The following is a 22331-nucleotide window of genomic DNA, read 5'->3' on the forward strand; positions in this document are numbered from 1 at the left end:
ATGTATCTACATTGATTTGTTTTGCTACTGCTCAAGAACAAGTTGTGAAGCAAAGAGACATCAACATGATCAAAACATGGCTAACAGGGACTTGCCTGTGTGCAAGCGTGCTTTTTACCGGATGTGCGGTAACCCCTTCGACATCATCAACTGATTCTACGACCAAAACAGTTGTAACCTCTAGCAGTAGCGCCAATGCGAGCACAGCCAATGTACTGCTTGATCGCAACTGGACGGCTACTGAAATTAATGGCTTTCAAATTAGCACTCAGGTCGCGAATAAACCGAGTTTGAAATTTGATTCAAAAACACAGCGCTTTAGCGGTACAGATGGATGTAATCGTATGATGGGAAGTTTTAAGGCAGACGCCGAATCACTTCAATTGGGCGCTGCGGCATCGACCAAGATGATGTGTCCAAATACGGATCAAAACATCAGTGTGCAATATCAGCAAGCACTTACAAACGTATCGCGTTACCGAGCAAGCCCTGAACATCTCATTCTGATGGATCAAAGCGGACGTATTGTGATGGCTCTCGATGCATCAAAATAAAGACATTGTGTCTTATGGTCTTTTAATTGAGCAGGTCGCCTCAATATAGATTGTACGTAAACGAAAAAACGTGATATTAAAACCCTTTGCTATTTCGAGGAAAACCATGCAACAGGCATTATTTGGCGGCGGATGTTTCTGGTGTACTGAAGCAGTATTCTTACAAATCCGTGGCATCGAAAAAGTTGTCAGCGGTTATGCAGGCGGTGATACACAAAATCCGACCTACGAACAAGTCTGCACAGGTGAGACCAATCACGCAGAAGTGATTTTGGTGGACTTTGACGAAACACAGGTCAGCTACGACGATTTACTGCACGTGTTTTTTGCTATCCACGATCCAACCACGCTGAACCGTCAAGGCAACGATATCGGTACGCAGTATCGTTCTGTCATTTATTATTTTGACGAGCAACAAAAAGCAGATGCAGAAAAACTCATTCAAGAGTTAAAAGCCGAAGGCATGAATGTAGTCACCGAGCTCAGCCCAGTACCTACTTTTTATGCGGCTGAAGATTATCATCAAGATTTCTACACCAAGAATCCGTCTCAAGGCTTTTGTAATTTTGCAATTCCTCCAAAAATTGCTAAATTACGTAGCAAATTTCAGTCTTTACTTAAGGCCTAAACAAAAAAAGCAACTCGATCGAGTTGCTTTTTTATTGCGCTCAATCTAGAGCGTTTAATTTTCACTGACAAAAGCAATATCGCTGAGTCCGGCTCCACTCGCACGAGACATCACTTGTGCCACAGTATCATAACGTGAGGCTTTGTCGGCTTTTAGCATAACCGTTGGCTTTTGCGCCTGCTGGCCTGCCTCTTGAAAACGCTGATTAAGCTCATCTAGCGTGATGGTTTCTTGCCCCCAAGAGACATCACCATTGGCATTGATGCTAATGGTAATCTCTTTCGGTGGCGGTGGCTGAATTTCAGCCGTGGTTTTTGGCAAACTTAATGGTACCGATGGGTTTGCAACCGTTGCTGTGACCAAAAAGATGATCATCAGTACCAACATGATGTCAATTAACGGAATGAGATTCATCTCATTCATGCCACTGTCGTGGTCTTCACCCAATTGAAATGCCATTAAGCCTGACCTCCAGCAAAGCTTTGTTGCGCTGCCTTCACTTCAGTTTTGTGTTCAGCAGATTCTTGCTGCAACATGGTATCGATCAGCAAGCTATGAGCCTGATCTTGTAAATCATGTGCTAAACCGCGGTTGTAACGTACACAGATGTTGTATGCCAATACCGCAGGAATCGCAACAGCCAGACCTAAACCGGTCATGATCAGCGCTTCACCTACCGGTGTCGCAACTTGTGCCAATCCTGCTTGTCCGCTTTTACCTACTGCTACCAGCGCATGGAAGATTCCCCAAACCGTACCAAACAGGCCGACAAACGGTGCCAAAGAGGCAATGGTACCGAGTACTGCAACGCCTTTTTCTGCACTGGATTTTTCAGCAGAAATCTGACGCAGTAATGCCTGCTCTGCCACTGCTTTACGCTGCTCGAAAGTCAAGTGAACAAACTTGGCTTTCAGACTACTCAGTGCTTTAGCGAGTTGAGCATAAGCTTGTTGTTTTAATTGGCGGGTTCCCATCAAACGTAAGATAAGAATCGTCCAGGTTGCAATCGACATTGCCAAAAGCACGAAGTACAGTGTTTTGCTGACTGCATCTGCATGTTGCCAATAAACTGAAAAGTTCATACTCGAACTCCTGAAAATGTTAGCCGTTAGGATTTAATGTTAAGTCAAAGGGTTGCTCAGCACGAATAGGGTAAGCAACACCATTTTCTTTATACGGTTTAAATTTTGCACTACGTACCGCACGCAGAATCTTGTCATCAAGCGCAGGCACACCACTACTACGGGTAATCCGCGCATTGATAATCTTGCCAGTTTCGTCTGCCTCAATCATCACCACAATACTGCGTGTTTGACCTTGCAAATCACGGTTGGTATACGAAGGACGCGGCGTACGACTCCACTGCACCCCAGCACCGCCAATCGATACACTCTTTGGTGACGGGTCGCGGTTCACCTGCGGCTGTGCAGCAGGTTGAGGCTTGGCTTTTTCAACAACCTTTTCCGTAACGGTGGTGGTTGTCGTCACTGGTTTGAAGTCTACCTGTGGCTCATTTTTCACCACTTGCTTTGGCGTTTCTGCTTGCTTGACCTGTTGAACCTTTTCGACTTTTTTCGGTGGTGGTGCAACTTTCTCTACCACCTTGACTTCCTTCACCTCTTTTTTCGGCTTAGGTTGCTCTTTTTTCGGTTCAGGCTTTGGTTCAGGTGGGCGCGGCGGCGGTGCTTGAATTTTTACAAAGCGCACATTGAGTGGTTTTTGTTCAATGGGTTTGAGTTCTGGGCTTTTCATCTGGTTGACAGCCCATAACACTCCCGCATGACCAATCACAACCGCGACAAGTGCAGTGATGACTTTTTTCTTCATCGGATTGGGAGAATTCGGAGGTGTAGAATTCATCGATAGTGCAGGAGATTGACTCATAAGAATCTAATTACCTATTTGAGAAGCAATTCACAATCACAACATGTCATCGCGATACAGCTTATCGGTTCAAACAATTAAAGTATCGCAATAATAAATGAGAAGTGTTTTCATTTTCAACTGTTTTTTTTCACATTCAAAAGATCTACTGAAATTTCAAGATCTCTCATTTGATTGGAAAATACGATACGTCCTCTTTATATCAAAATGTATGACCAGTACAAGCCTTTTAAATGCAATGCTATATCATAACATTAACAAGATTTAAAAAAAGTATGCCTGATGCATACTTTTTTAAGAAATAGACTTATTGAAACACGACAGTTTTGTTGCCATCGACAATAATTCGATCTTCTAAATGCCATTTGACTGCACGTGCCAGTACGTTACGCTCGACGTCCTGGCCCAGCTCGCGTAATTGCTCAACAGTAAAGTCATGATTGACACGCTCGACATCTTGTTCAATGATCGGCCCCTGATCCAAATCCGCAGTCACGTAGTGAGCAGTTGCACCAATCAGCTTCACCCCTTTTTCATGCGCTTGCTTGTATGGATTCGCCCCTACAAATGCAGGCAAGAACGAGTGATGAATATTAATAATTTTCATCTCCCAGTTTTCAACAAAAGTCTCATCTAGGATTTGCATGTAACGTGCAAGCACTAATAAGTCATTGCCCTGCATCAATTCATCAATTTTGGCGTACGCTTCGCGTTTGTTTTCCTTGTTGACGGGTACCACTTCAAATGGAATACCAAAGTTTTCCACGGCCTCACGTAAATCTTCGTGATTTGAAATGACTTTGGTAATTTCACACGGTAAACCACCGCGCGCATGACGCCAAAGCAATTCAAGTAAGGCATGATCCACTTTCGATACCAAAACACCCACTTTTTTCAGATCGTTGACAAATGCCAAACGCCATTGCATGTTGTAGCGCTCTGCAACATTGGCCGAAAAAGTCTGAATCAAGGTATCCTTACGACTTTGTAAATGTTCTAACTCAAACTCAACACGCATGAAGTAACGTCCGCCTTGAGCCTCTGTAGCGTATTGATCAAGTGCGGTAATATTTGCTCCCTGATGATACAAAAAGCTCGATACAGCTTGCACGATCCCGGGCCTGTCTTCACAAGTAATCAGTAGACGTGCTGTATTGGCAGTAGTGGTGTTCATTTGATTAATATCACTATAGGTCAGTTTAAAAACAAGCGGGCTATTCTAGCGCGTTTTTATCGCAGACTGAATAGGGTCTGACAATTACTCGGTTTTCGAGGAAATGCGCGCAAACAAATCAGATGGACCAAAGCTCTCAAGCAAACGCTCGTAGGTTTCGCGGCTTTCTCCCATCAAATATGGTCCTTCTAAAAATACCATTTGACGTAGTGCCTGCCACACCCATTTCTCTTCCAGATGATTACTGTCGCTAATATGGCCCGACATATACAAGAAGTTGGTCCAGTTGGTCAGCACAATCCATAAATTGATGATCAGGGCTTCAATTTCAGAAGCCGTCATTTTCATCAAACCCGCGTCGACGAAAGCCTGATAAATTTTTTGCCCCTGCTGCATCACCTGCCCAGCAAATTTTGGATAGATCTTTTTAAAGTCATCATTGTTTTCAATTAAATGATAAACATCTCGATGCAAAAAACGGTATTCCCATAACTGACTACTGAGCACTTGAAAATAACGAATCTTGTCATTGGCATTGAGCAATCGATCTTTGGGCAAGGCCAGCATATCCAGTGTTTCACGCTGATACTGCTCCATAAGCTCCTTAATAATCTCTTGCTTGTTGCGAAAGTGATAATACAAATTACCCGGGCTAATGCCCAATTCAGAGGCAATATGATTGGTGGTGACAGACCGCTCACCACGCTCATTAAACAGTTGCAAGCTGGTATGCAAAATACGATCTTTCGTTTTGACTGTTTTCGATGCGGACATTGTTTACAACCGTTGATATCTAATGCATTAGAAAACTAACACAGAAACCTTCTTGACTCTTTAGAGTATTTACTCTAAAAATTATATATAGCTCAGTTCCACACTATGGTAACGCGTCATGAACAGTCAAACAAAAACAACTTCGATGACTCCACATTCACTTGATGTTCATCACTTACACGATGTCCTAGAGCAGCAAAAACGTGCCTATGAGCGTTATCCTGTTCCATCTGCAAAAGATCGTATTGATCGATTGGCTCGTCTGAAACGTATTTTGGTCAAATATCAGGACCAGTTTGCAGAGGCCATTAATCGCGATTATGGCAACCGTTCGATTGGTGAAACCAAAATCGGTGAACTACTCACCTGTCTCGAACATATTGGCTATTATAGCAAGCATTTGACACAGTGGATGAAACCGTCCAAACGCCATATCAGTATTTTGCATCAACCGGCCAAAGGCTGGGTCGAGTATCAACCGCTCGGTGTAATTGGAATTATTACGCCCTGGAACTATCCATTGCTGTTGTCTGTAGGGCCACTTATTTGTGCGCTGGCCGCTGGCAACCACGCCATGATTAAAATTTCCAGTGCCTCTAGTCAATTTGGTCAAGTCCTTGAAAATGCCCTTTCAGAAGCTTTCCCGCAAGAGTTGGTTACCGTTATTAATGGCGGTGGTGCCATCTCGGATGCCTTTAGCCACCTTCCCTTCGACAAGATGATTTTTACCGGCTCAACTGCAGTGGGTAAAACGGTGATGGCGGCTGCGGCAGAAAATCTGGTACCGGTGATTTTAGAGCTGGGTGGAAAATCCCCAGCCATTGTCCATCCATCAATGGACATGAAAGAGGCTGCACAGCGCCTTGCGGTGGGTAAACTCTGGAATGCAGGTCAGACCTGCGTCGCACCGGATTATCTCTTTTTACCTAAAGGCCGCGCTGCGGAGTTTATTGAAAACTTCAAGCTGATCGCAACGGGGATGTATCCACATTTGCGTGACAATCAAGATTACACGTCAATTGTCAACGACAAGCAGTATCGACGCCTGCAAGGTTATTTAGATGATGCACGTGCCCAAGGCGCACGTATTATCGAAATCAACCCACATAATGAATCACTTGAAGATGTGCGCAAGATTGCCCCAACGCTACTCACTGGGGTCACCACCGAAATGGACATCATGAAGAATGAAATCTTTGGTCCTATCTTCCCAATTTTTGAATATGATCAAATGGAAGACGTGATCGAGTTTATTAATCGCCGTCCACGCCCACTTGCGCTATACTACTTCGACTTTGATCAGGCACGTGCCGATTATATTGCACAGCGCACGCATTCGGGCCACTTCGGAATCAACACGGTATTGACTCATGTGGCGCAGGATGATCTTCCGTTTGGAGGCGTCGGTGCATCGGGTATGGGTAAATACCATGGCCCTGAAGGTTTTTTCAACTTGTCGCATGAACGTTCAATGATGTCGAATCCAAAGCTCTATAGCTTAAAATATATTCTGCCACCATTTAACAAACCGATTCATCGGCTTATTTCGAAAACACTTCTTCGATAACCTGATCAAGGCATGATCTGTTACACAGCTTCATGCCGCGTTTTTACCGAATTCGCTTGTCTTTTAATCGTATTTTTGGTATAAAACGCCCCTTGAATAAATTCAATCCGTTTATTTGTATGACTGGCCACAGATTTGCTGTTGGCTAAATCAATGGAGTTCCACCATGTCTAAGGTTTGCCAAGTTACCGGCAAGCGTCCAGTCGTTGGAAACAACGTCTCACACGCCAACAACAAAACCAAGCGCCGGTTCGAGCCGAACCTGCACCACCACCGTTTCTGGTTAGAAAGCGAAAAACGTTTCGTACGTCTTCGTCTAACCACTAAAGGTATGCGTATCATCGACAAATTGGGCATTGAAAAGGTTGTAGCTGATCTTCGTGCTCAAGGCCAAAAGATCTAAGGAGACCTTGCAATGCGTGACAAGATTCGCTTAGTTTCTTCAGCTGGTACTGGTTATTTCTACACTACCACGAAGAACAAACGTACTATGCCGGAAAAAATGGAAATCAAAAAATTTGATCCAAAAATCCGTCAACACGTGATTTTCAAAGAAGCTAAAATCAAATAATTTTAGATTCTGTAAAAAAACGACTTCAAATGAAGTCGTTTTTTTTTGCATTATTTTTGTTCTGCTTGTTAATATTTATCAATATAAAAATTTGGCATTTTTTTTGCTAATTCATACACATTCCATATTTAAGGAGTCTTGAGTGCCACATGACGTAGATTTAATTATTTTACTGGCAGTCGGATTTGGTTTGGCCTTATTTTTTGGCTATATCGCTGCACGTCTACGCCTTCCTCCGCTCATTGGCTATTTGGTTGCAGGTATTTTAATTAGCCCCAATACTCCAGGAATTGTCGCCGATATGAAACTCGCCAATCAATTGGCCGAGCTTGGGGTGATGTTTTTAATGTTTGGCGTGGGAATGCACTTTTCCCTCAGTGATTTACTTCAGGTACGCCGTATTGCGCTTCCCGGTGCGATATTACAGATTGCAGTGGCCACATTACTCGGCATTGGCGTGGCGATGTGGTGGGACTGGAGCTTCGGATCTGCGTTGGTCTTTGGTTTAAGTCTATCGTGTGCCAGTACAGTGGTCTTACTCAAAGCGCTTGGTGATCGTGGCCTGCTCGATTCGGTCAACGGCAAAATTGCCGTCGGCTGGCTCTTGGTTGAAGATCTGGTGATGGTCTTGGTACTGGTACTGCTGCCTGCCATGGCCGTACTGCTTGGCGGCAAAGAACTGGCACACGGTGCAGCGAGCAGCAATATCTGGCTGACCATTGGCTTAACCCTGTTAAAAGTTGCAGGATTTATCGCTTTTATGCTGATTATCGGCAAACGTTTAGTGCCGATGATCATGCAGTTTGTGGCACGTCTGGGTTCCCGTGAGCTGTTTACCCTTACCGTGGTGGCTGCGGCAGTTTCGATCGCCTATGGCTCCTACGCTGTTTTTGGCGTATCGATGGCACTTGGAGCGTTTTTCGCCGGCATGGTGGTGAAGGAATCCGATTTTAGTCACCGCGCCGAAGAAGAAACGCTACCCCTACGTGAAATTTTTTCGATTTTGTTTTTTGTGTCTGTGGGCATGCTATTCGACCCACGCATTTTGCTTGAGCAACCGCTACAAATTTTAGCAGTTGTGGCGATTATCATGGTGGGTAAAACACTGGCCGCCATGGCACTGGTTTTGTTTTTTCGCTACCCGATCAATACCGCACTGACTGTCGGTGCCAGTCTGGCACAAATTGGCGAATTCTCGTTTATTTTGGCCACATTGGGTGTGACTTTAGGCCTACTCACGCTCGATGCGCAAAATCTGATTTTGGCAGGGGCGCTATTTTCAATCACCTTAAACTCTTTTATCTTCTCGGCTATTGAGCCAATCCAGCGCTGGATTCGAGAACGCTCACATCTGGCACGTTTACTCGAACGTAGTGGTGACCCGCTGGCGATGCTGCCCGATGAGCTTGATCAAACCTATTTACGTGATCAAGTGGTGATGGTCGGCTATGGTGAGGTTGGGCGACGCATTACCAAAACCCTCATGCAACAAGAGATTAAGGTGGTGATTGCAGAAGAAAACCGTGAAATTGTCGAAGATTTACGTAAAAAAGGTATTGCTGCGGTAAGTGGTGAAGCGACTGAGCCTAGCGTGCTGATTCAGGCACATATTATGCACGCCAGACTTTTGGTACTCTCGCCAATGGATATTATTGATATTCACCGGATTGTAGATATTGCCAAGCAGTTAAATCCACGCATTGAAGTGCTTTGCTGTGCAGAAAGTCACGAAGAAGCCGACGTGATTCGTAAAGACAATGTAGGACTGGTGTTTTATGCCAAAGAAGAAATGGCCAAAACCATGAGTGCCCATATTTTAGGGCAAATTGAACGTGCACATCAGGCACCAGCAACGCATTAAAAACAACAGATCTAAAAAAAGCGTACTTAAAGTACGCTTTTTTTTAACTCATAAATTCTGGTTGCTCATCCACGACCTCTGCATGCCATTGGTTCACTTGTTTTTCAAGCAAACCAAACAACGCTGCCTGAATCATGTGCTGGGCAACAAGCGCGGTTTGATCGCCGAGAAGTGCTTTGACTTCATCGTTAAACTGGATCTTCACCAAAGGCTCTTGATTAGAGCCCGCATTGCGCAAGGCCAATTCGCCACCTTCAAGTTGAACCAACTCTAAGATTGCTTCTTGGTTACCAAATAATTCTTTCAACTGTTGTATCGACATAAACCCTCCATGCTTCAACATGGTGGCAAAGAGCACCTGCACTTTGCTAACTGTAGAATTTATATATAGGAGCTCTGCTTGAAAATTTCAAGCATCTCCATCGAAAGATGCACTAAAACTCAACCATTTCATTACGAAAACCGTCAATCAGCTGACTCAGTTCTCGGTGCCATTCACGGAGTATTTTGACATCGGGTAACCACGATTGCGGCCCTTGCGTGACTTTAATAATCAAATTTGAAGAGGTTTCTTCTTCAGGTGTTGGCTCAGTCGGCTCAGGTGCATACTGACACATGCGATAAGCACGCTTAAGCTCTGCAATAAAGCCATCTTTAGCAATTTGCTGTAGCACGGCGACTTCAGGCGATACCTGCCCCTTTTCTGCCATTTTCTCTTCAATCGACTTGAGCGTCGGTTGCAGGTCGTTTAAACGATAATAACGCACCAGCTCTTGCAAAAACGCCAGCACTGCACCGTGCAAATGAAAGACGGCTGCCTCACGATATGCCTGTGCTTGCTGAACATGCTCAATCTGCTCGGCTTGCTGACACGCCAAACGCGCAAAATAAAGTTTTTGATTGGTTCGGTCGGCATGATAACGAGCAACACGGGACATACAATTTTCCTAATTTCTTGGCATGTGTTATAGGCCTAAGATTAAACTTAATTGAATTCAATGCACAATAAAAAATTACACCACATCCAACTCTATCCAATAAATCTTTCTTCGAGCTGGTATATCCACAAGAGGATGAATGGGCCTAACATTTTCAATGACCCAAGCCCAATAGCCATCTTTCCAATAGTTTGCTTTAGCCACTTCAATCTCACTTTTCTGCCAAGCATGAACAGATGAAATACCCCCCATGCAACTGCTCGACCTAATTCCTCATCTCCATCCTGATTCAGATCATGTGCATTTTCAACAATAACTAATATCTTTAAGAGAAAGCTCATTGGGACGCCATGAACGAATTTCCAAGGTTTTTATTCCTTCAGCAATATAGCTTCCCGATGGCGCAACAATCGATAAAGCAGGATAAATTCTTCTCATGATTTTCCCATAAAAAAAGGAGCATACTCTGCTCCTCTCCTTTAAGCCTGTGGCTTATCTTCAGCCTGCTTTACACGAATTCCTGTCCCATGTAAACGCAAAGTATTTAAACCTTTAATGGCTTTCACCGCTTCACGACCATGTGGCATCTCCACAAAAGCAAAGCCTTTAGATTTACCTGTTTCAGCATCTAAAACCAATTGGCAGGTTTCTACTGTGCCATATTGTTGGAACAGTTTCAGTAACTCAGCTTCTGTGACAGTACGTTCTAAATTACGAACTAAAATTTTCATTTAACAACCTTCAAAAATAGGCAAAATCATCAAAAAGCAATCGCCTACGCTACTTTCTGAACATTGCACATCAACTACCACAATGTAATTCGCTTAGTTTAATCGAGATTAATCCCAAAATCTAAATTAATCGACTGTCGTTCCATTAAGGCACTTTTTACCGTTTGCTGGCGGGGTTTATGATGCGTTTCCAAGGTACACAGATTGCGGGTGAGATCATTTAAGAAATAGCTTTCAACTTTACGTCCTTGCTCATCCACCACATCTCGCGCCCACAGATTCAGATTTTGCTTGGTAAGAATCAGTTCATTCTGTGCACGAGTCAGCGCGACATAGAGCACCCGACGCTCTTCCTCGACCGCGTCAAAGTCACCCTGAGCACGCGCATGTGGGTACTGACCAGCCGTCACATTCGCGACATAACACACTTTCTGCTCCGTACCTTTAGCAGAGTGAATGGTAATCAATGTGACTACATCTGTATCCGACTGACGTTCAATTTCAGAAATAGAAACAGGGTCAAGTACATATTCCTCAAGAAATTCGCTTAATTGTCCATGTTTGGAAGCCAATTGTTTAACCAACTCAAAGTCACCTTGGCGACGGTTCCAGTCTTTTTTATAGTTCTCGGCCAATTGTGCTTCAATTGCTTGAATACCCAAACCAACACACGCTTGTACTTCCTGCTTCAGCACCATCATCTGTTTCATCATCAATAAGGTTTCAACAGGAATACGTCCAAATTGTTCTAATTGATTAAAAATTAGTTCGAATTCAGGTTGAAGTAACAACTGCTGTGCCAGACGACTTGCCCCCACATCGCCCACCCCATTCCACAGGGTAAGAAAGCGCATCCACGCAATATCATCCAAAGGATTGGCAATCACACGTAATAAACTGAGTAAATCTTTTACATGTGCTGTTTCAAGCAGTTTCATCCCTCCAATAAACCGATACGGGACATTGGCTGCAATACATGCCGCTTCAATATGCCGCGCAGCAAAGCTAGAACGGACCAAGACCATATGATCCGACCAGTTATGCCTCTGCAAATAATGACGCTCTTTAATATCAATTGCGATCCATTTGGCTTCATCAAACTCATTCGGGAAAATATGCATGCGCGGCTTAATTCCCTCACCTCGATAGGCATCAAGACGCTTGTCATATTGAATCTGCGATTGATCGAGTAACCAATTCGAAAGGTCTAAAATTTCTTGGGTGGAACGATAATTTTTTTCAAGTTTATACACTTGAGCATTCGGTACACGTTCATTAAAACGATGAATATTTTCAAAATCGGCACCACGGAAGCCGTAGATGGATTGCGCATCATCCCCCACGCAAAACAGGCTGACTTTATCCTTTAAAGGTTCAAGCAATGCCCACTGTAAGGGATTGGTGTCTTGCATCTCATCCACCAACATGTGCTTACAAATCGATGCGACATAATCAACCAAGCCTTCAGATTGATCGAGTGCTGAAGCCACAATCGCCAAAATATCATCATAGTCCAGAAAGCTACGTGCACGCTTGCGTGTCTCATACTCTTGCATGATCTTGGCGATTTGATCTTTAAATGCCAAATATTCAGGATGTTGTTTCTCTAAAGCTTCACTCAATTTCTGGCGGGTATTACGCGCAAAAGAATACAAATCACATAGCTCTTGTGGCTTTGGAAGTTGATTTGGATTCTTCTTGTCATCTTTACCGCGAATCAGACGGAACATCATCAGTTGATCATCCCGATCAATAATCGAGAATTGTTCTAAACCAAAGGCTTTCGGTACACGGCGCAGCAGGTACATACAAAACGTATGAAAAGTCGATGCGCGGAGTCCTTTGGCTTGCTCCCCCAAAGCCAACTCGACCCGCGCCACAATTTCACTGGCTGAACGACGGGTAAAAGTTAAAATTTGAATTTGATTGGCAGGAACCCCTTGCTCAATGAGATAAGCTGCACGTGCCACGATGGTTTTGGTTTTACCACAGCCTGCTCCTGCTAGCACAAGACAATGCTGGGCCTGAGTCGTTGCAGCCGCGTGTTGCTGCGGATTTAACTCGCCCATTAATTGGTCAAAACTCATAGCACATCGTTCAATTCAAAAATATGCCTTAGTGTAGCAGACTCTACTCCACCTGCGCATGGGGGCTTGTTTTCATCTGTGGCTCGCACCGCTTGCAAAGCTACACAACAAAAAAATGCGAGCTGTTTGCTCGCATTTTTTATTGGACTTAGGCTTCGATCCACTTACCCTTTTCAAACACCAGACTCCATTTGGTCTGTTTACCTTCTGGTGTTTCAGATCCGATGTACTGGGCCTGATTTTTTCGGCTGAATTTAATCAGTGTCGGATTACCTTCTGGGTCTGCATCGGGCGCATCCAAAAGATATTGATACTTTGGATCGAGTTGCTCGGCCACCGTGCGAAGCTCAGCCACTTTTGGCGCTCGCGTTTCACGAATTTTTGGAAACTTGCTGGCTGCCAAAAATAAGCCCGCAGCACCATCACGCAAGACAAAATAATCATCATGCTTGGTCGAACGCAAGTGCTCCATCTTGATCGGATCTACACGCGGAGGCGCAGGTTGACCACTTTTCAATACTTTACGGGTATTGTCACAGCTGGTACAGGCAAAGTATGGTCCAAAACGTCCCGTCTTGAGCTGCATTTCACCATCACATTTATCGCATGGGATGGTCGGGCCGTCATAACCCTTGATTTTAAACTCGCCTTCTTCGACTTCGTAGCCGTCACAATCTGGATTGTTGCCACATACGTGTAGCTTACGACCACCATCGATCACGTAGCTATCCATCGCGGTGCCACATTTTGCACAGCGATGTTTGGCCATCAAATCTGCTGTTTCAGCAGCGTCATCATCGGAAAATGCAGCCAACGATTCCACAGGGGTTAAGTTCAGGGTACCTTTGCAACGTTCTTTTGGTGGCAGGTTATAACCAGAACAGCCTAAAAACACGCCTGTGGTGCCCGTACGAATCTGCATTGGTCGACCGCACAATTGGCAGGCCACATCTGGCACTTCAATCGGCTGATTACGACGCATGCCATCATTGCTGGCAGCAGTATTCAAACGATTTTTGAAATCACCATAAAAACTGTCGAGCAATTCTTTCCAGTTGCGTTCGCCTGTCGCGACTTTATCAAGCTGACCTTCTAAATCTGCGGTAAACGCATAATTCATCAGGTTGTTAAAGCTCTCGTCGAGTCGGTCCGTCACAATCTCGCCCATTTTCTCGGCAAATAAACGACGATTTTCCAGCTTGACATAGCCTCGATCCTGAATGGTCGAGATAATCGCCGCATAGGTCGATGGACGACCGATGCCACGTTTTTCCAGTTCTTTAACTAAAGAGGCTTCGGTAAAACGCGCAGGCGGTTTGGTAAAGTGCTGACTTGGATCGAGTTTTTCAAGTTTGAGTGTTTCGCCGACTTTTACCGCAGGCAGTAACACGTCGTCGTCGGATTTGTTGGCACCACGAACACGGGTAAAGCCGTCAAACACCAAGGTACGGCCTTTGGCACGTAATTCAATATTATTGGCATCGACTGTAAGCGTCGATGACAGATATTCAGCAGGCGTCATTTGGCATGCTACGAACTGGCGCCAGATCAGATCATAAAGTCGCTGCGCATCACGTTCCATTCCCGCGAGTTGGTCACCTGTTAGTGCTACATTGGATGGGCGAATGGCTTCGTGCGCCTCTTGTGCGCCAGCTTTGTTGCCATAGCGGTTTGGTTTGGCAGGAACATATTTGTCGCCAAACTGTTGCTGAATATGCTCGCGTACCATATTCACCGCATCATCACTTAAAAAAGTCGAATCGGTACGCATATAGGTAATAAAACCAGCCTCATATAAGCGCTGTGCCATCATCATGGTCTTTTTCACTGAAAAGCCCAAACGTGTGCTGGCAGCCTGCTGCAAGGTCGAGGTGATATACGGTGCGCTTGGATTGACCTTAGTCGGTTTGTCTTCGCGCTGTGCAACTTTATATTCGGCATCTTGAAGCAGCTTCAAAACAGCATCGGTATCCGCTTTGTTACGTAGCTTCAGCGTTTTACCCGCCTGTTTAACGGCTTCTAAGCGAATTTGATCTTTTTTAGATAGCGTATCGGCAAAAATCTGCCAGTATTCTTCGGGAATAAAAGCACGAATTTCACGCTCACGCTCAACCACCAGCTTAACCGCGACCGACTGCACGCGTCCGGCAGATAAGCCACGTGCAATTTTTTCCCACAGTAAGGGCGAAATCATAAAGCCAACCACGCGATCTAGGAAGCGACGCGCTTGCTGAGCATTGACTTTATTGGTATCAAGCCGTGCGGGGTGCTTAAATGCTTCCTGAATGGCATTTTTAGTGATTTCGTTAAACACCACACGCTGATAACGACTCTCGTCGCCACCGATCACTTCTTTTAAATGCCATGCAATCGCCTCTCCCTCACGGTCCAAATCCGTTGCGAGATAAACTTCATCGACTTGCGAAGCAAGTTTTTTCAGCTCGGCCACGACATTTTCTTTGCCTGGCAAGACTTCGTACTGCGCCGTCCAACCGTGCTCGGGATCTACTCCCATACGATTAATCAAGGCCGTTTGAGCTTTTTTCTCTTTTTCTTCAGCGCTGAGTTTGGCTCGGCTGACTGGCTTTTTTTCACTTGATTTGGCTGAACCACCTGTCGGCAAATCTCGCACATGGCCGACCGAAGACTTTACAATGTACTGAGAGCCTAAATACTTGTTGATGGTTTTCGCTTTAGCAGGCGACTCCACAATCACTAAGGCACGTTTATTCGCAGCAGACTCTGAAGATGCTGAAGTGCTCTTTTTGCTTGCGGATCGAGGGGCATTCGCCATAATAAACTGTTTTTCCTGTGAATTAATAATGTTTAGACTTCGGCGAGCTTAAGTAAATACGCTTTCATCTCGTCAAGTTGTGTTGCTTTTAGATCGGATTCTTCATCCCAGTACACGCCGACACAGTTTGCCTGCATATCAATAGCATAAATCCCTTTTAATGCAATGGTGGAATGATTAAATTTAGTATCCCCAGCCACGACATTGAGCTGATTGTCCACCACACGCGCACGCATTAGAGCTAAACGCGCTTCTGGAATCAGTACACTATAGTAGGCGACCATACTGGCACGGTTTTCAGAGGCCATCGGAATTTTTGTCCACTCAGGAGCTGGAACAAGACGTGGATGCAGTCCGATCTTACGCGCTTTGTCACGCATCAATCCTAACGCTTTTTCGCGCGGACTGACGCGCAAGCCAAAAATTGAGCCCAATACAAAGACCACGATAATAATCGCAACCCATAATCCTAAATGTTCCATAGTTAACCCTGTTCTACTCTTTTATTAGAGTTGCATAAGCGCAATATAAAACGCAAGTTTTTCATGCAAAGCATCTTAAGCTAGCGCAATGGCCTGTAAAACGAATGCGTTCAGTGAATAAATGTCTGGGCTGTATAATGTAGCTGATCATCATCTAACTGAATGTATCCCTTATCCATTAACCCTTTCAAAAGATGATGAATATTGGCTTTAGGAAACCAGTCTTGCAACATATCGCGTAAGCTGAAAATATCTTTGGGCCGTGCCAGTTTGAGTTCATGGAGTTTTTGTAACGCCTGCCATTGCAACTCATCTAAAGACGGCGGAAAAGGCTCTTCGGCTGGCGCCTGCTGTTCTTTTAAAAACTGCATGATGGTATCGACATCCCCCACCACGACTTGTGGCATCGCGCTATGGGCCTGGCTTTTCTTCGGCTGTACCGCGGGCGGCTGAGTCTTTGTGCTAGACGCAAGTTCAAGTGCTATCCATTGTTTTAGCATCTTTTTGCGAAAGCGCACTTGCCCTTGATCGCGTTTAATCAATTTCAAACTCACCAGCAGCGCCAGAACTTGCGGCACCTGATCTGCACTGAGTTTTAAGATATTGGCAATCGAATTTTTAAGGGCGTCCATGGTCAAGGGTAAACGATCGGGAGCTTGACCAATTGCATCACAGTAGCGCTTGATTTGTAATAAAGCCGGTTGTTCGGCCACAGTATGTGCAGCCGGCATCGCACTGCTGTCCGTCTCTAGGCGCGCAGTATCTTGTGTAACAACCGTTTTGCCCGCTGCGCGCAGCAACTCCGCCAGTTCATTTGCGGCTGAATGCTTCGACTGGAGCTCTATCGATGCATCTGGATCTAAAAGTGCCAGCAGCTGTCCTGCAAGCAAGGCATAGGCCGAAGATTTAGCCGTATGTGTTGGTGTGTCGAGTACCACCAGTTGCCCACTGCTGACCCAACTCGCTAACTCCGTGAGCGCCTGCAAATTACAGGTGAGTTTGTCACGTAAATTAAACACATAAATCAGCTGATCATTTTCAATATATGAACGCAAAAGGTCGATCTGAATGGAGGTCTTTTCCAGATCGATGAGCAGAATACTTTTCATTTCAGATCACTTTGGGGCAAAAGGTGTCAGGTTAAACTTAATAATGTGGCGGCTTATTGGTCATCGGGTCGAAAGGCGCAATACCTTCAGATAAATCGGAGGCATCAACACGCTGATATAAAATTTGCATTTGTTTTTTCAAATCAGCAATTTCAAGTGACTGTAAAGCCAGCTGTGTATTTAATTGCTCAACTAATTCATCTAAAAATGCAATTCGGACTTGCAAATCTTCAATGGGTGCGGAAAATGACGCATGATCATCAGACTCTGTTGGTTTAGTCATTTAACTCTCCTCATTTGGGATTCTGGAAAACATTATGGCCTATATTACTTTAAGGGATGTCCAACTTGCATTTGGTGGACCTGCCCTCCTCGACGGCGCGAACTTCGTACTCGAACGTGGCGAACGAGTGTGTTTGATTGGTCGTAATGGTGAGGGTAAGTCTACTTTACTTAAGCTCATTGAGGGAAGTCTCTTGCCCGACCGTGGTGAAGTTTCCATTCAAAATGGCTTAACTGTTTCTATGCTGGCGCAAGATGTACCGATGGATTCAGGTAAAGTGGCCGACATTGTAGCCGATGGGGCTGGCGAAGCGGCGGTGGTACTCAAAGCCTATCATGAAGCCAGTGATGCCTGTGTGCTGGGTGATATGGACGCCTGTGACCGGATGGGCCACTTACAACACAAACTTGACCAGCTCGATGGTTGGGCGCTTGAAAACAAGGTCAATACCATTTTAGGCAAGATGGGACTCGATCCAAATGCTGATCTGGCCGATCTTTCAGGCGGTCGTAAGCGTCGTGTATTGCTGGCTCGTGCCCTACTGACTCAACCTGACATCTTGCTCCTTGACGAACCGACCAACCATTTAGATGTAGAAAGTATTGAGTGGCTTGAGAAGTTTCTTCTTGAACAAAACAATCTGACCTTACTGTTTATTTCGCATGACCGTTCGTTTGTCGATCGTCTGGCCACACGTATCGTCGAGCTAGACCGTGGTATTTTGCGTAGCTATGAAGGTAACTATTCTCGTTACCTTGATCTAAAAGCACAGCAACTTGAAGCCGAAGAAAAGCAAAATGCGCTATTTGAGAAAAAACTCGCCGAAGAAGAGGCTTGGATTCGTCAGGGTATTAAAGCACGTCGTACTCGTAACGAAGGCCGTGTTCGTGCGCTAAAGGCATTACGTGAAGAATCGAAGGCACGTCGTTTCCAACAAGGCAAAGTCGCCATGGGTGTTCAGGATGCTCAGCGCTCGGGCAAATTGGTGTTTGATATTGAGCACTTGAGCGTGAGTTATGATACAAAGCCATTGATTCATGACTTTTCTGCCGTGGTTCTGCGCGGTGACCGGATTGGATTGGTTGGTGATAACGGCGTAGGCAAAACCACATTGATCAAAGCCATTTTGGGTGAGCTTGAACATGAAGGGACAGTCAAAACCGGCACTCAACTCGAAGTCGCGTATTTCGACCAGTTGCGTAACCAACTTGAACTAGAAAAATCGGTGATGGCCAATGTCTCTGAAGGGTCAGATTTTGTCGATGTAAACGGTCAGCGCCGACACATTTACAGTTATTTACAAGATTTTCTATTTTCTCCAGAACGTGCGCGTACGCCAGTTAAAGCATTATCTGGGGGTGAACGTAATCGTGTCTTACTGGCCAAGTTACTGCTTAAACCATCGAACCTGATCGTCATGGACGAGCCAACCAACGATTTGGACATGGTGACATTAGAACTGCTCGAAGAGATGCTGGCAGACTATACAGGGACCCTACTGCTGATCAGTCACGACCGTGCCTTTATGGACAATGTCGTGACCTCAACATGGGTCTTTGATGGCAAAGGCGGTATTGAAGAGTACGTCGGCGGCTATCAGGACTATTTAATGCAGCGTCCGAACCAGACAGTGGTCGATCAAAAAGCAGATGTGAAAAAAGCCCAAGCCAAAGCCGCAGCAAATACCGCTCCCGCGCAGAAAAAAGTGAAACTGAGTTTTAAAGATCAGCGCGAACTTGAACAACTTCCAGTTGAAATTGAAAAACTTGAAGCCGAGCAAACGCAACTCTCAGATCAACTCGCAGATGGTTCGTGGTTTGTAAAAGATGCAGTAGCAGCAACAGCGGCCAGTGAACGTCTGGCCGAGATTGAAGAGCTGTTGCTTGAAAAACTTGAGCGCTGGGAAGCACTGGAAAGTTTAACAAAAGGCAATTAAAACCAAGTTTCAACGATCCTCTTCTCGTTCGCGATGGAGAGGATTTTTTTTGTTTTTATTTTTAAAGAGCGTAGACTAAAACGAGTTCAATTCGTATGAGAGACTCGACATGGTGGATTTTTCTCAAGGAATCGCATTCGCACTGATCAGTTTGGCAATGGTACTTACACCTGGCCCTAATATGATTTATTTGATCTCTCGTTCTGTTTCTCAAGGCAAATCTGCAGGCCTGATTTCATTGGCAGGTGTCGCCACTGGATTTGTCTTTTATATGCTGTGTGCATCACTCGGTGTGACCGCTTTATTAATGGCAGTTCCCTATGCCTACGATACTTTACGCATTGCCGGTGCGCTGTATTTACTTTGGCTGGCGTGGAATGCGCTTAGGCCTAATGCCCGTCCTATATTTAGCTTAACTGCTTTGCATCAAGATTCGGCGCTTAAATTATTTACCATGGGCTGTGTAACAAATTTACTCAATCCTAAAATCGCAGTGATGTATTTATCGCTTCTTCCACAGTTTATACAGCCACACCACGGCAGCGTTTTGGCGCAATCACTACAGCTAGGCCTAATTCAGATTTTCATCAGCGTTTTGATCAATGGCGTGATAGTATTTTCTGCTGGCACGCTGGCACATTTTTTACAGCAAAAACCGTTTTGGGCTCAGATACAAAAGTGGCTGATGGGAACAGTTTTGGCTGCTTTGGCTATTCGTATTTTACTTGAATCACGACGATAAACTGCTAAATCAAGACCAGTCACCATTTAGACTGGTTTAGGCGCTCGGATCATGACGCTACAAGTTCAAAATCAGTTCATGTTACACTTCTCGTTCTTTTAAGCGACGACTTACTGTACACGTATGAGCCAGCCATCCTCCTATACTCCCGGTCAATTTCAATGGTCTTTCTTGTTGCCAAAGTATTGGGGTGTCTGGATCGGGATCGTATTTTTGATGCTGCTGGCAATTTTACCGTGGGCAGTTCAGTGGCGTCTGGCGCATGCACTGGGCAATCTTGCATTTAAATATCTCAAATCACGCCGTAAAACCACCGTTCGCAACCTTGAAGTCTGTTTTCCCGAGTGGTCTGAGGCCGAAGTACAACAGCAAGCACGACAGGTTTTTATCGATATGATGCTGGGAGTATTCGAAACCCTGAATGCATGGTACTGCCCCGGCTGGTTTAAACAGCGCTGTAGCATTGAAGGACTCGAACACATTACCGACGCCCAAGCGAGAGGACAAGGCGTGTTGTTGATGGGAACACATAGTACCCTACTCGATGCGGGTGGATATCTGTGCGCACAGTATTTTGAACCTGATGTGGTTTATCGTCCGCAAAACAATCCCTTACTCGATATGCTGATTTATCGCTGCCGCGCAACCATTTATAAACATCAGATTGATCACGATGATATGCGTGGCCTCATTCGTAAACTTAAAGACGGCGATGCCATTTGGTACAGTCCAGATCAGGACTTTGGTCTGAAGCAAGGCGTAATGGCACCTTTTTTTGGCGTGCCTGCTGCGACTGTTACGGCACATCGTCGTTTATTAAAAATAGCCAAAGCGGCGGCTGTGCCTTTGTATTTTTATCGTCACGGTGATATTCGAAATCCGAAATATCATGTTTTAATTGAACCTGCCATTGATCATTTTCCAAGTGAAGATGAAGTGGACGATGCAACACGCGTAAACAAAATTATTGAAAATCAGCTACGTATTGCACCAACACAATATATGTGGTTCCATCGTCGCTTTAAAACACGTCCAGATGGATATGACAAAATCTACTAATTCCAATCGGCCAATGAGACCTTTTCATGAAAGTGATGCAACTTCTTCCAGAGCTCAATAGTGGTGGTGTAGAACGCGGCACACTTGAAATTGCCCGTGCACTGGTTAAGGAAGGGCATCAGTCCGTGGTGGTCTCTAATGGAGGACGGCTGGTGGCACAGCTTGAAGCTGAAGGCTCAACGCATCTTACCCTGCCTATTCATAAGAAATCATTGTCTAGTCTTTGGCAAATTCGTCCTTTACGTCGACTCATACAAACCGAGCAACCCGATATTGTACACGTCCGCTCACGGGTTCCGGCATGGCTGACCCATTTTGCACTTCGCGGCATGCCAGCACATAGCCGCCCTCATCTGGTGAGTACCGTGCATGGCTTCTATTCGATCAATCGCTACAGCGCCATCATGACGCAAGCCGAAAAGGTGATTGCGGTTTCCGACAGTGTGGTGGATTACATCACCACGCATTATCCGCAGTGTCCACCAGAGCGGATTGTTCGGATTTATCGTGGCATTGATCCAAAGGCATTTCCGCACGGCTATCAGCCATCGGCACAGTGGATAAATCAGATATACACCTTGTTTCCACAACTTGAAAACAAGTTTCTGATTTGTTTGCCGGGACGGATCACTCGGCTAAAAGGCCATGAAACCCTGATTGAATTGATGGAAAACCTGCAAGCCGAGTATCCCGATGTACATGCCATTGTGGTTGGTGGTGCAGATCCAAAGAAAAAAGCCTATCTGGATGAACTCGAAGCCACCATTCGTGATCGAGGATTACGTGACAAGATCACCTTTGTCGGACATACCTCAGAAATTCGTGAGTGGCTTGCAATCAGCGATCTGGTGCTGTCTTTGTCTAATCAGGCCGAAACCTTTGGACGAACGGCTCTTGAAGCATTGTCTTTGGGCACGCCCGTTGTGGGATGGAAGCGAGGTGGTGTTGCTGAAATTTTATCGAGCCTATATCCGCAAGGCTTGATTGAAGTAGATGATCGGGTTGCCCTGACAGACGCCATCAAACGACATCTGGATCAACCCCAAATGGTTGCACCTGTCGATCGTTTTCGTCTAGATGAAATGTGTGGTCAGACACTCGCGTTATATCGTGAATTGACACAAACCCAATAAAAAACAGGAAGCATCTGCTTCCTG

23 protein-coding genes and 1 pseudogene are annotated in these 22331 nt (G+C 45.2%); 10 read left to right on the forward strand and 14 right to left on the reverse strand.

Annotation, left to right across the window (positions count from 1 at the left end):
* Positions 1–65: 65 nt before the first annotated feature.
* Complete coding sequence (locus tag KCV09_RS09585) at positions 66–554, forward strand: META domain-containing protein (protein WP_076033463.1); 489 nt, start codon at positions 66–68, stop codon at positions 552–554.
* A 106-nt stretch (positions 555–660) separates the two neighbouring features.
* Positions 661–1182, forward strand: coding sequence for a peptide-methionine (S)-S-oxide reductase MsrA (gene msrA / locus KCV09_RS09590; RefSeq protein WP_004932778.1), 522 nt, complete (start codon positions 661–663; stop codon positions 1180–1182).
* 54 nt (positions 1183–1236) lie between these two features.
* Here the strand turns inward: msrA and KCV09_RS09595 are convergent, their stop codons facing one another.
* The 5 genes from KCV09_RS09595 to KCV09_RS09615 all read right to left on the reverse strand — a co-directional run bounded on the left by KCV09_RS09595 (position 1237) and on the right by KCV09_RS09615 (position 5014).
* Positions 1237–1641, reverse strand: a complete 405-nt coding sequence (locus tag KCV09_RS09595) for an ExbD/TolR family protein (RefSeq protein ID WP_004932775.1) — start codon at positions 1639–1641, stop codon at positions 1237–1239.
* Positions 1641–2264, reverse strand: coding sequence for a MotA/TolQ/ExbB proton channel family protein (locus tag KCV09_RS09600; RefSeq protein WP_004943757.1), 624 nt, complete (start codon positions 2262–2264; stop codon positions 1641–1643). Before KCV09_RS09600 ends, KCV09_RS09595 begins: the two co-directional genes overlap by 1 nt.
* A 19-nt stretch (positions 2265–2283) precedes the next feature.
* Positions 2284–3066, reverse strand: coding sequence for an energy transducer TonB family protein (locus KCV09_RS09605; RefSeq protein WP_119025642.1), 783 nt, complete (start codon positions 3064–3066; stop codon positions 2284–2286).
* 307 nt (positions 3067–3373) lie between these two features.
* Positions 3374–4240 (reverse strand): formyltetrahydrofolate deformylase, encoded by an 867-nt coding sequence (gene purU / locus KCV09_RS09610; RefSeq protein WP_004932769.1) that lies wholly within the window; start codon positions 4238–4240, stop codon positions 3374–3376.
* Positions 4241–4324: 84 nt separating this feature from the next.
* Positions 4325–5014 (reverse strand): TetR/AcrR family transcriptional regulator, encoded by a 690-nt coding sequence (locus KCV09_RS09615; RefSeq protein ID WP_004932767.1) that lies wholly within the window; start codon positions 5012–5014, stop codon positions 4325–4327.
* Between the two features lie 118 nt (positions 5015–5132).
* On the opposite strand from KCV09_RS09615, the gene KCV09_RS09620 reads away from it, so the two are divergent.
* The 4 genes from KCV09_RS09620 (at position 5133) to KCV09_RS09635 (ending at position 9013) form a co-directional block, all read left to right on the forward strand.
* A complete protein-coding gene (locus KCV09_RS09620) occupies positions 5133–6581 on the forward strand; it encodes a coniferyl aldehyde dehydrogenase (RefSeq protein ID WP_004932763.1) in 1449 nt (482 codons plus the stop codon).
* Positions 6582–6747: 166 nt separating this feature from the next.
* Positions 6748–6984: a 50S ribosomal protein L28 gene (rpmB, locus tag KCV09_RS09625; protein WP_000048256.1), complete on the forward strand. Its 237-nt coding sequence runs from the start codon at positions 6748–6750 to the stop codon at positions 6982–6984.
* A gap of 12 nt (positions 6985–6996) precedes the next feature.
* The gene (gene rpmG / locus KCV09_RS09630) at positions 6997–7152 is read left to right on the forward strand and encodes a 50S ribosomal protein L33 (RefSeq protein ID WP_001205031.1); all 156 of its coding nucleotides are present in this window, start codon (positions 6997–6999) and stop codon (positions 7150–7152) included.
* A gap of 142 nt (positions 7153–7294) precedes the next feature.
* On the forward strand, positions 7295–9013 hold the full coding sequence (locus tag KCV09_RS09635; protein ID WP_004932760.1) for a cation:proton antiporter: 1719 nt from the start codon (positions 7295–7297) through the stop codon (positions 9011–9013).
* A gap of 43 nt (positions 9014–9056) precedes the next feature.
* Here KCV09_RS09635 and KCV09_RS09640 read toward each other — a convergent pair whose 3' ends face one another.
* The 9 genes and pseudogenes from KCV09_RS09640 to KCV09_RS09680 all read right to left on the reverse strand — a co-directional run bounded on the left by KCV09_RS09640 (position 9057) and on the right by KCV09_RS09680 (position 17437).
* On the reverse strand, positions 9057–9335 hold the full coding sequence (locus KCV09_RS09640; RefSeq protein WP_004932755.1) for a hypothetical protein: 279 nt from the start codon (positions 9333–9335) through the stop codon (positions 9057–9059).
* A gap of 112 nt (positions 9336–9447) precedes the next feature.
* Positions 9448–9951: a DUF6586 family protein gene (locus KCV09_RS09645; protein WP_004932752.1), complete on the reverse strand. Its 504-nt coding sequence runs from the start codon at positions 9949–9951 to the stop codon at positions 9448–9450.
* 75 nt (positions 9952–10026) lie between these two features.
* Positions 10027–10389 (reverse strand): annotated as a pseudogene (locus tag KCV09_RS09650) (ASCH domain-containing protein).
* Positions 10390–10430: 41 nt separating this feature from the next.
* Complete coding sequence (locus tag KCV09_RS09655) at positions 10431–10682, reverse strand: RNA recognition motif domain-containing protein (RefSeq protein ID WP_004943769.1); 252 nt, start codon at positions 10680–10682, stop codon at positions 10431–10433.
* A 98-nt stretch (positions 10683–10780) separates the two neighbouring features.
* Entirely contained in the window at positions 10781–12769 is a 1989-nt protein-coding gene (locus KCV09_RS09660; RefSeq protein ID WP_151814924.1) for an ATP-dependent helicase, read from the reverse strand.
* A gap of 148 nt (positions 12770–12917) precedes the next feature.
* Entirely contained in the window at positions 12918–15563 is a 2646-nt protein-coding gene (gene topA / locus KCV09_RS09665; protein WP_004932739.1) for a type I DNA topoisomerase, read from the reverse strand.
* A gap of 32 nt (positions 15564–15595) precedes the next feature.
* Positions 15596–16045: a hypothetical protein gene (locus KCV09_RS09670; protein ID WP_004943776.1), complete on the reverse strand. Its 450-nt coding sequence runs from the start codon at positions 16043–16045 to the stop codon at positions 15596–15598.
* A gap of 110 nt (positions 16046–16155) precedes the next feature.
* Entirely contained in the window at positions 16156–17154 is a 999-nt protein-coding gene (locus KCV09_RS09675) for a hypothetical protein (protein WP_151796130.1), read from the reverse strand.
* Positions 17155–17191: 37 nt separating this feature from the next.
* Positions 17192–17437, reverse strand: coding sequence for a SlyX family protein (locus tag KCV09_RS09680; protein ID WP_004932731.1), 246 nt, complete (start codon positions 17435–17437; stop codon positions 17192–17194).
* Positions 17438–17471: 34 nt separating this feature from the next.
* Here KCV09_RS09680 and KCV09_RS09685 point away from each other — a divergent pair, with 34 nt between their 5' ends.
* The 4 genes from KCV09_RS09685 to KCV09_RS09700 all read left to right on the forward strand — a co-directional run bounded on the left by KCV09_RS09685 (position 17472) and on the right by KCV09_RS09700 (position 22307).
* Complete coding sequence (locus KCV09_RS09685; protein ID WP_004932728.1) at positions 17472–19373, forward strand: ATP-binding cassette domain-containing protein; 1902 nt, start codon at positions 17472–17474, stop codon at positions 19371–19373.
* Between the two features lie 109 nt (positions 19374–19482).
* Positions 19483–20115, forward strand: coding sequence for a LysE family translocator (locus KCV09_RS09690; protein ID WP_151745856.1), 633 nt, complete (start codon positions 19483–19485; stop codon positions 20113–20115).
* Between the two features lie 123 nt (positions 20116–20238).
* The gene (gene lpxL / locus KCV09_RS09695) at positions 20239–21174 is read left to right on the forward strand and encodes an LpxL/LpxP family Kdo(2)-lipid IV(A) lauroyl/palmitoleoyl acyltransferase (protein WP_104124569.1); all 936 of its coding nucleotides are present in this window, start codon (positions 20239–20241) and stop codon (positions 21172–21174) included.
* A 26-nt stretch (positions 21175–21200) separates the two neighbouring features.
* The gene (locus KCV09_RS09700) at positions 21201–22307 is read left to right on the forward strand and encodes a glycosyltransferase family 4 protein (protein WP_048765652.1); all 1107 of its coding nucleotides are present in this window, start codon (positions 21201–21203) and stop codon (positions 22305–22307) included.
* Positions 22308–22331: the final 24 nt, after the last annotated feature.

Source organism: Acinetobacter soli (assembly GCF_018139125.1).
GTDB lineage: Bacteria > Pseudomonadota > Gammaproteobacteria > Pseudomonadales > Moraxellaceae > Acinetobacter > Acinetobacter soli.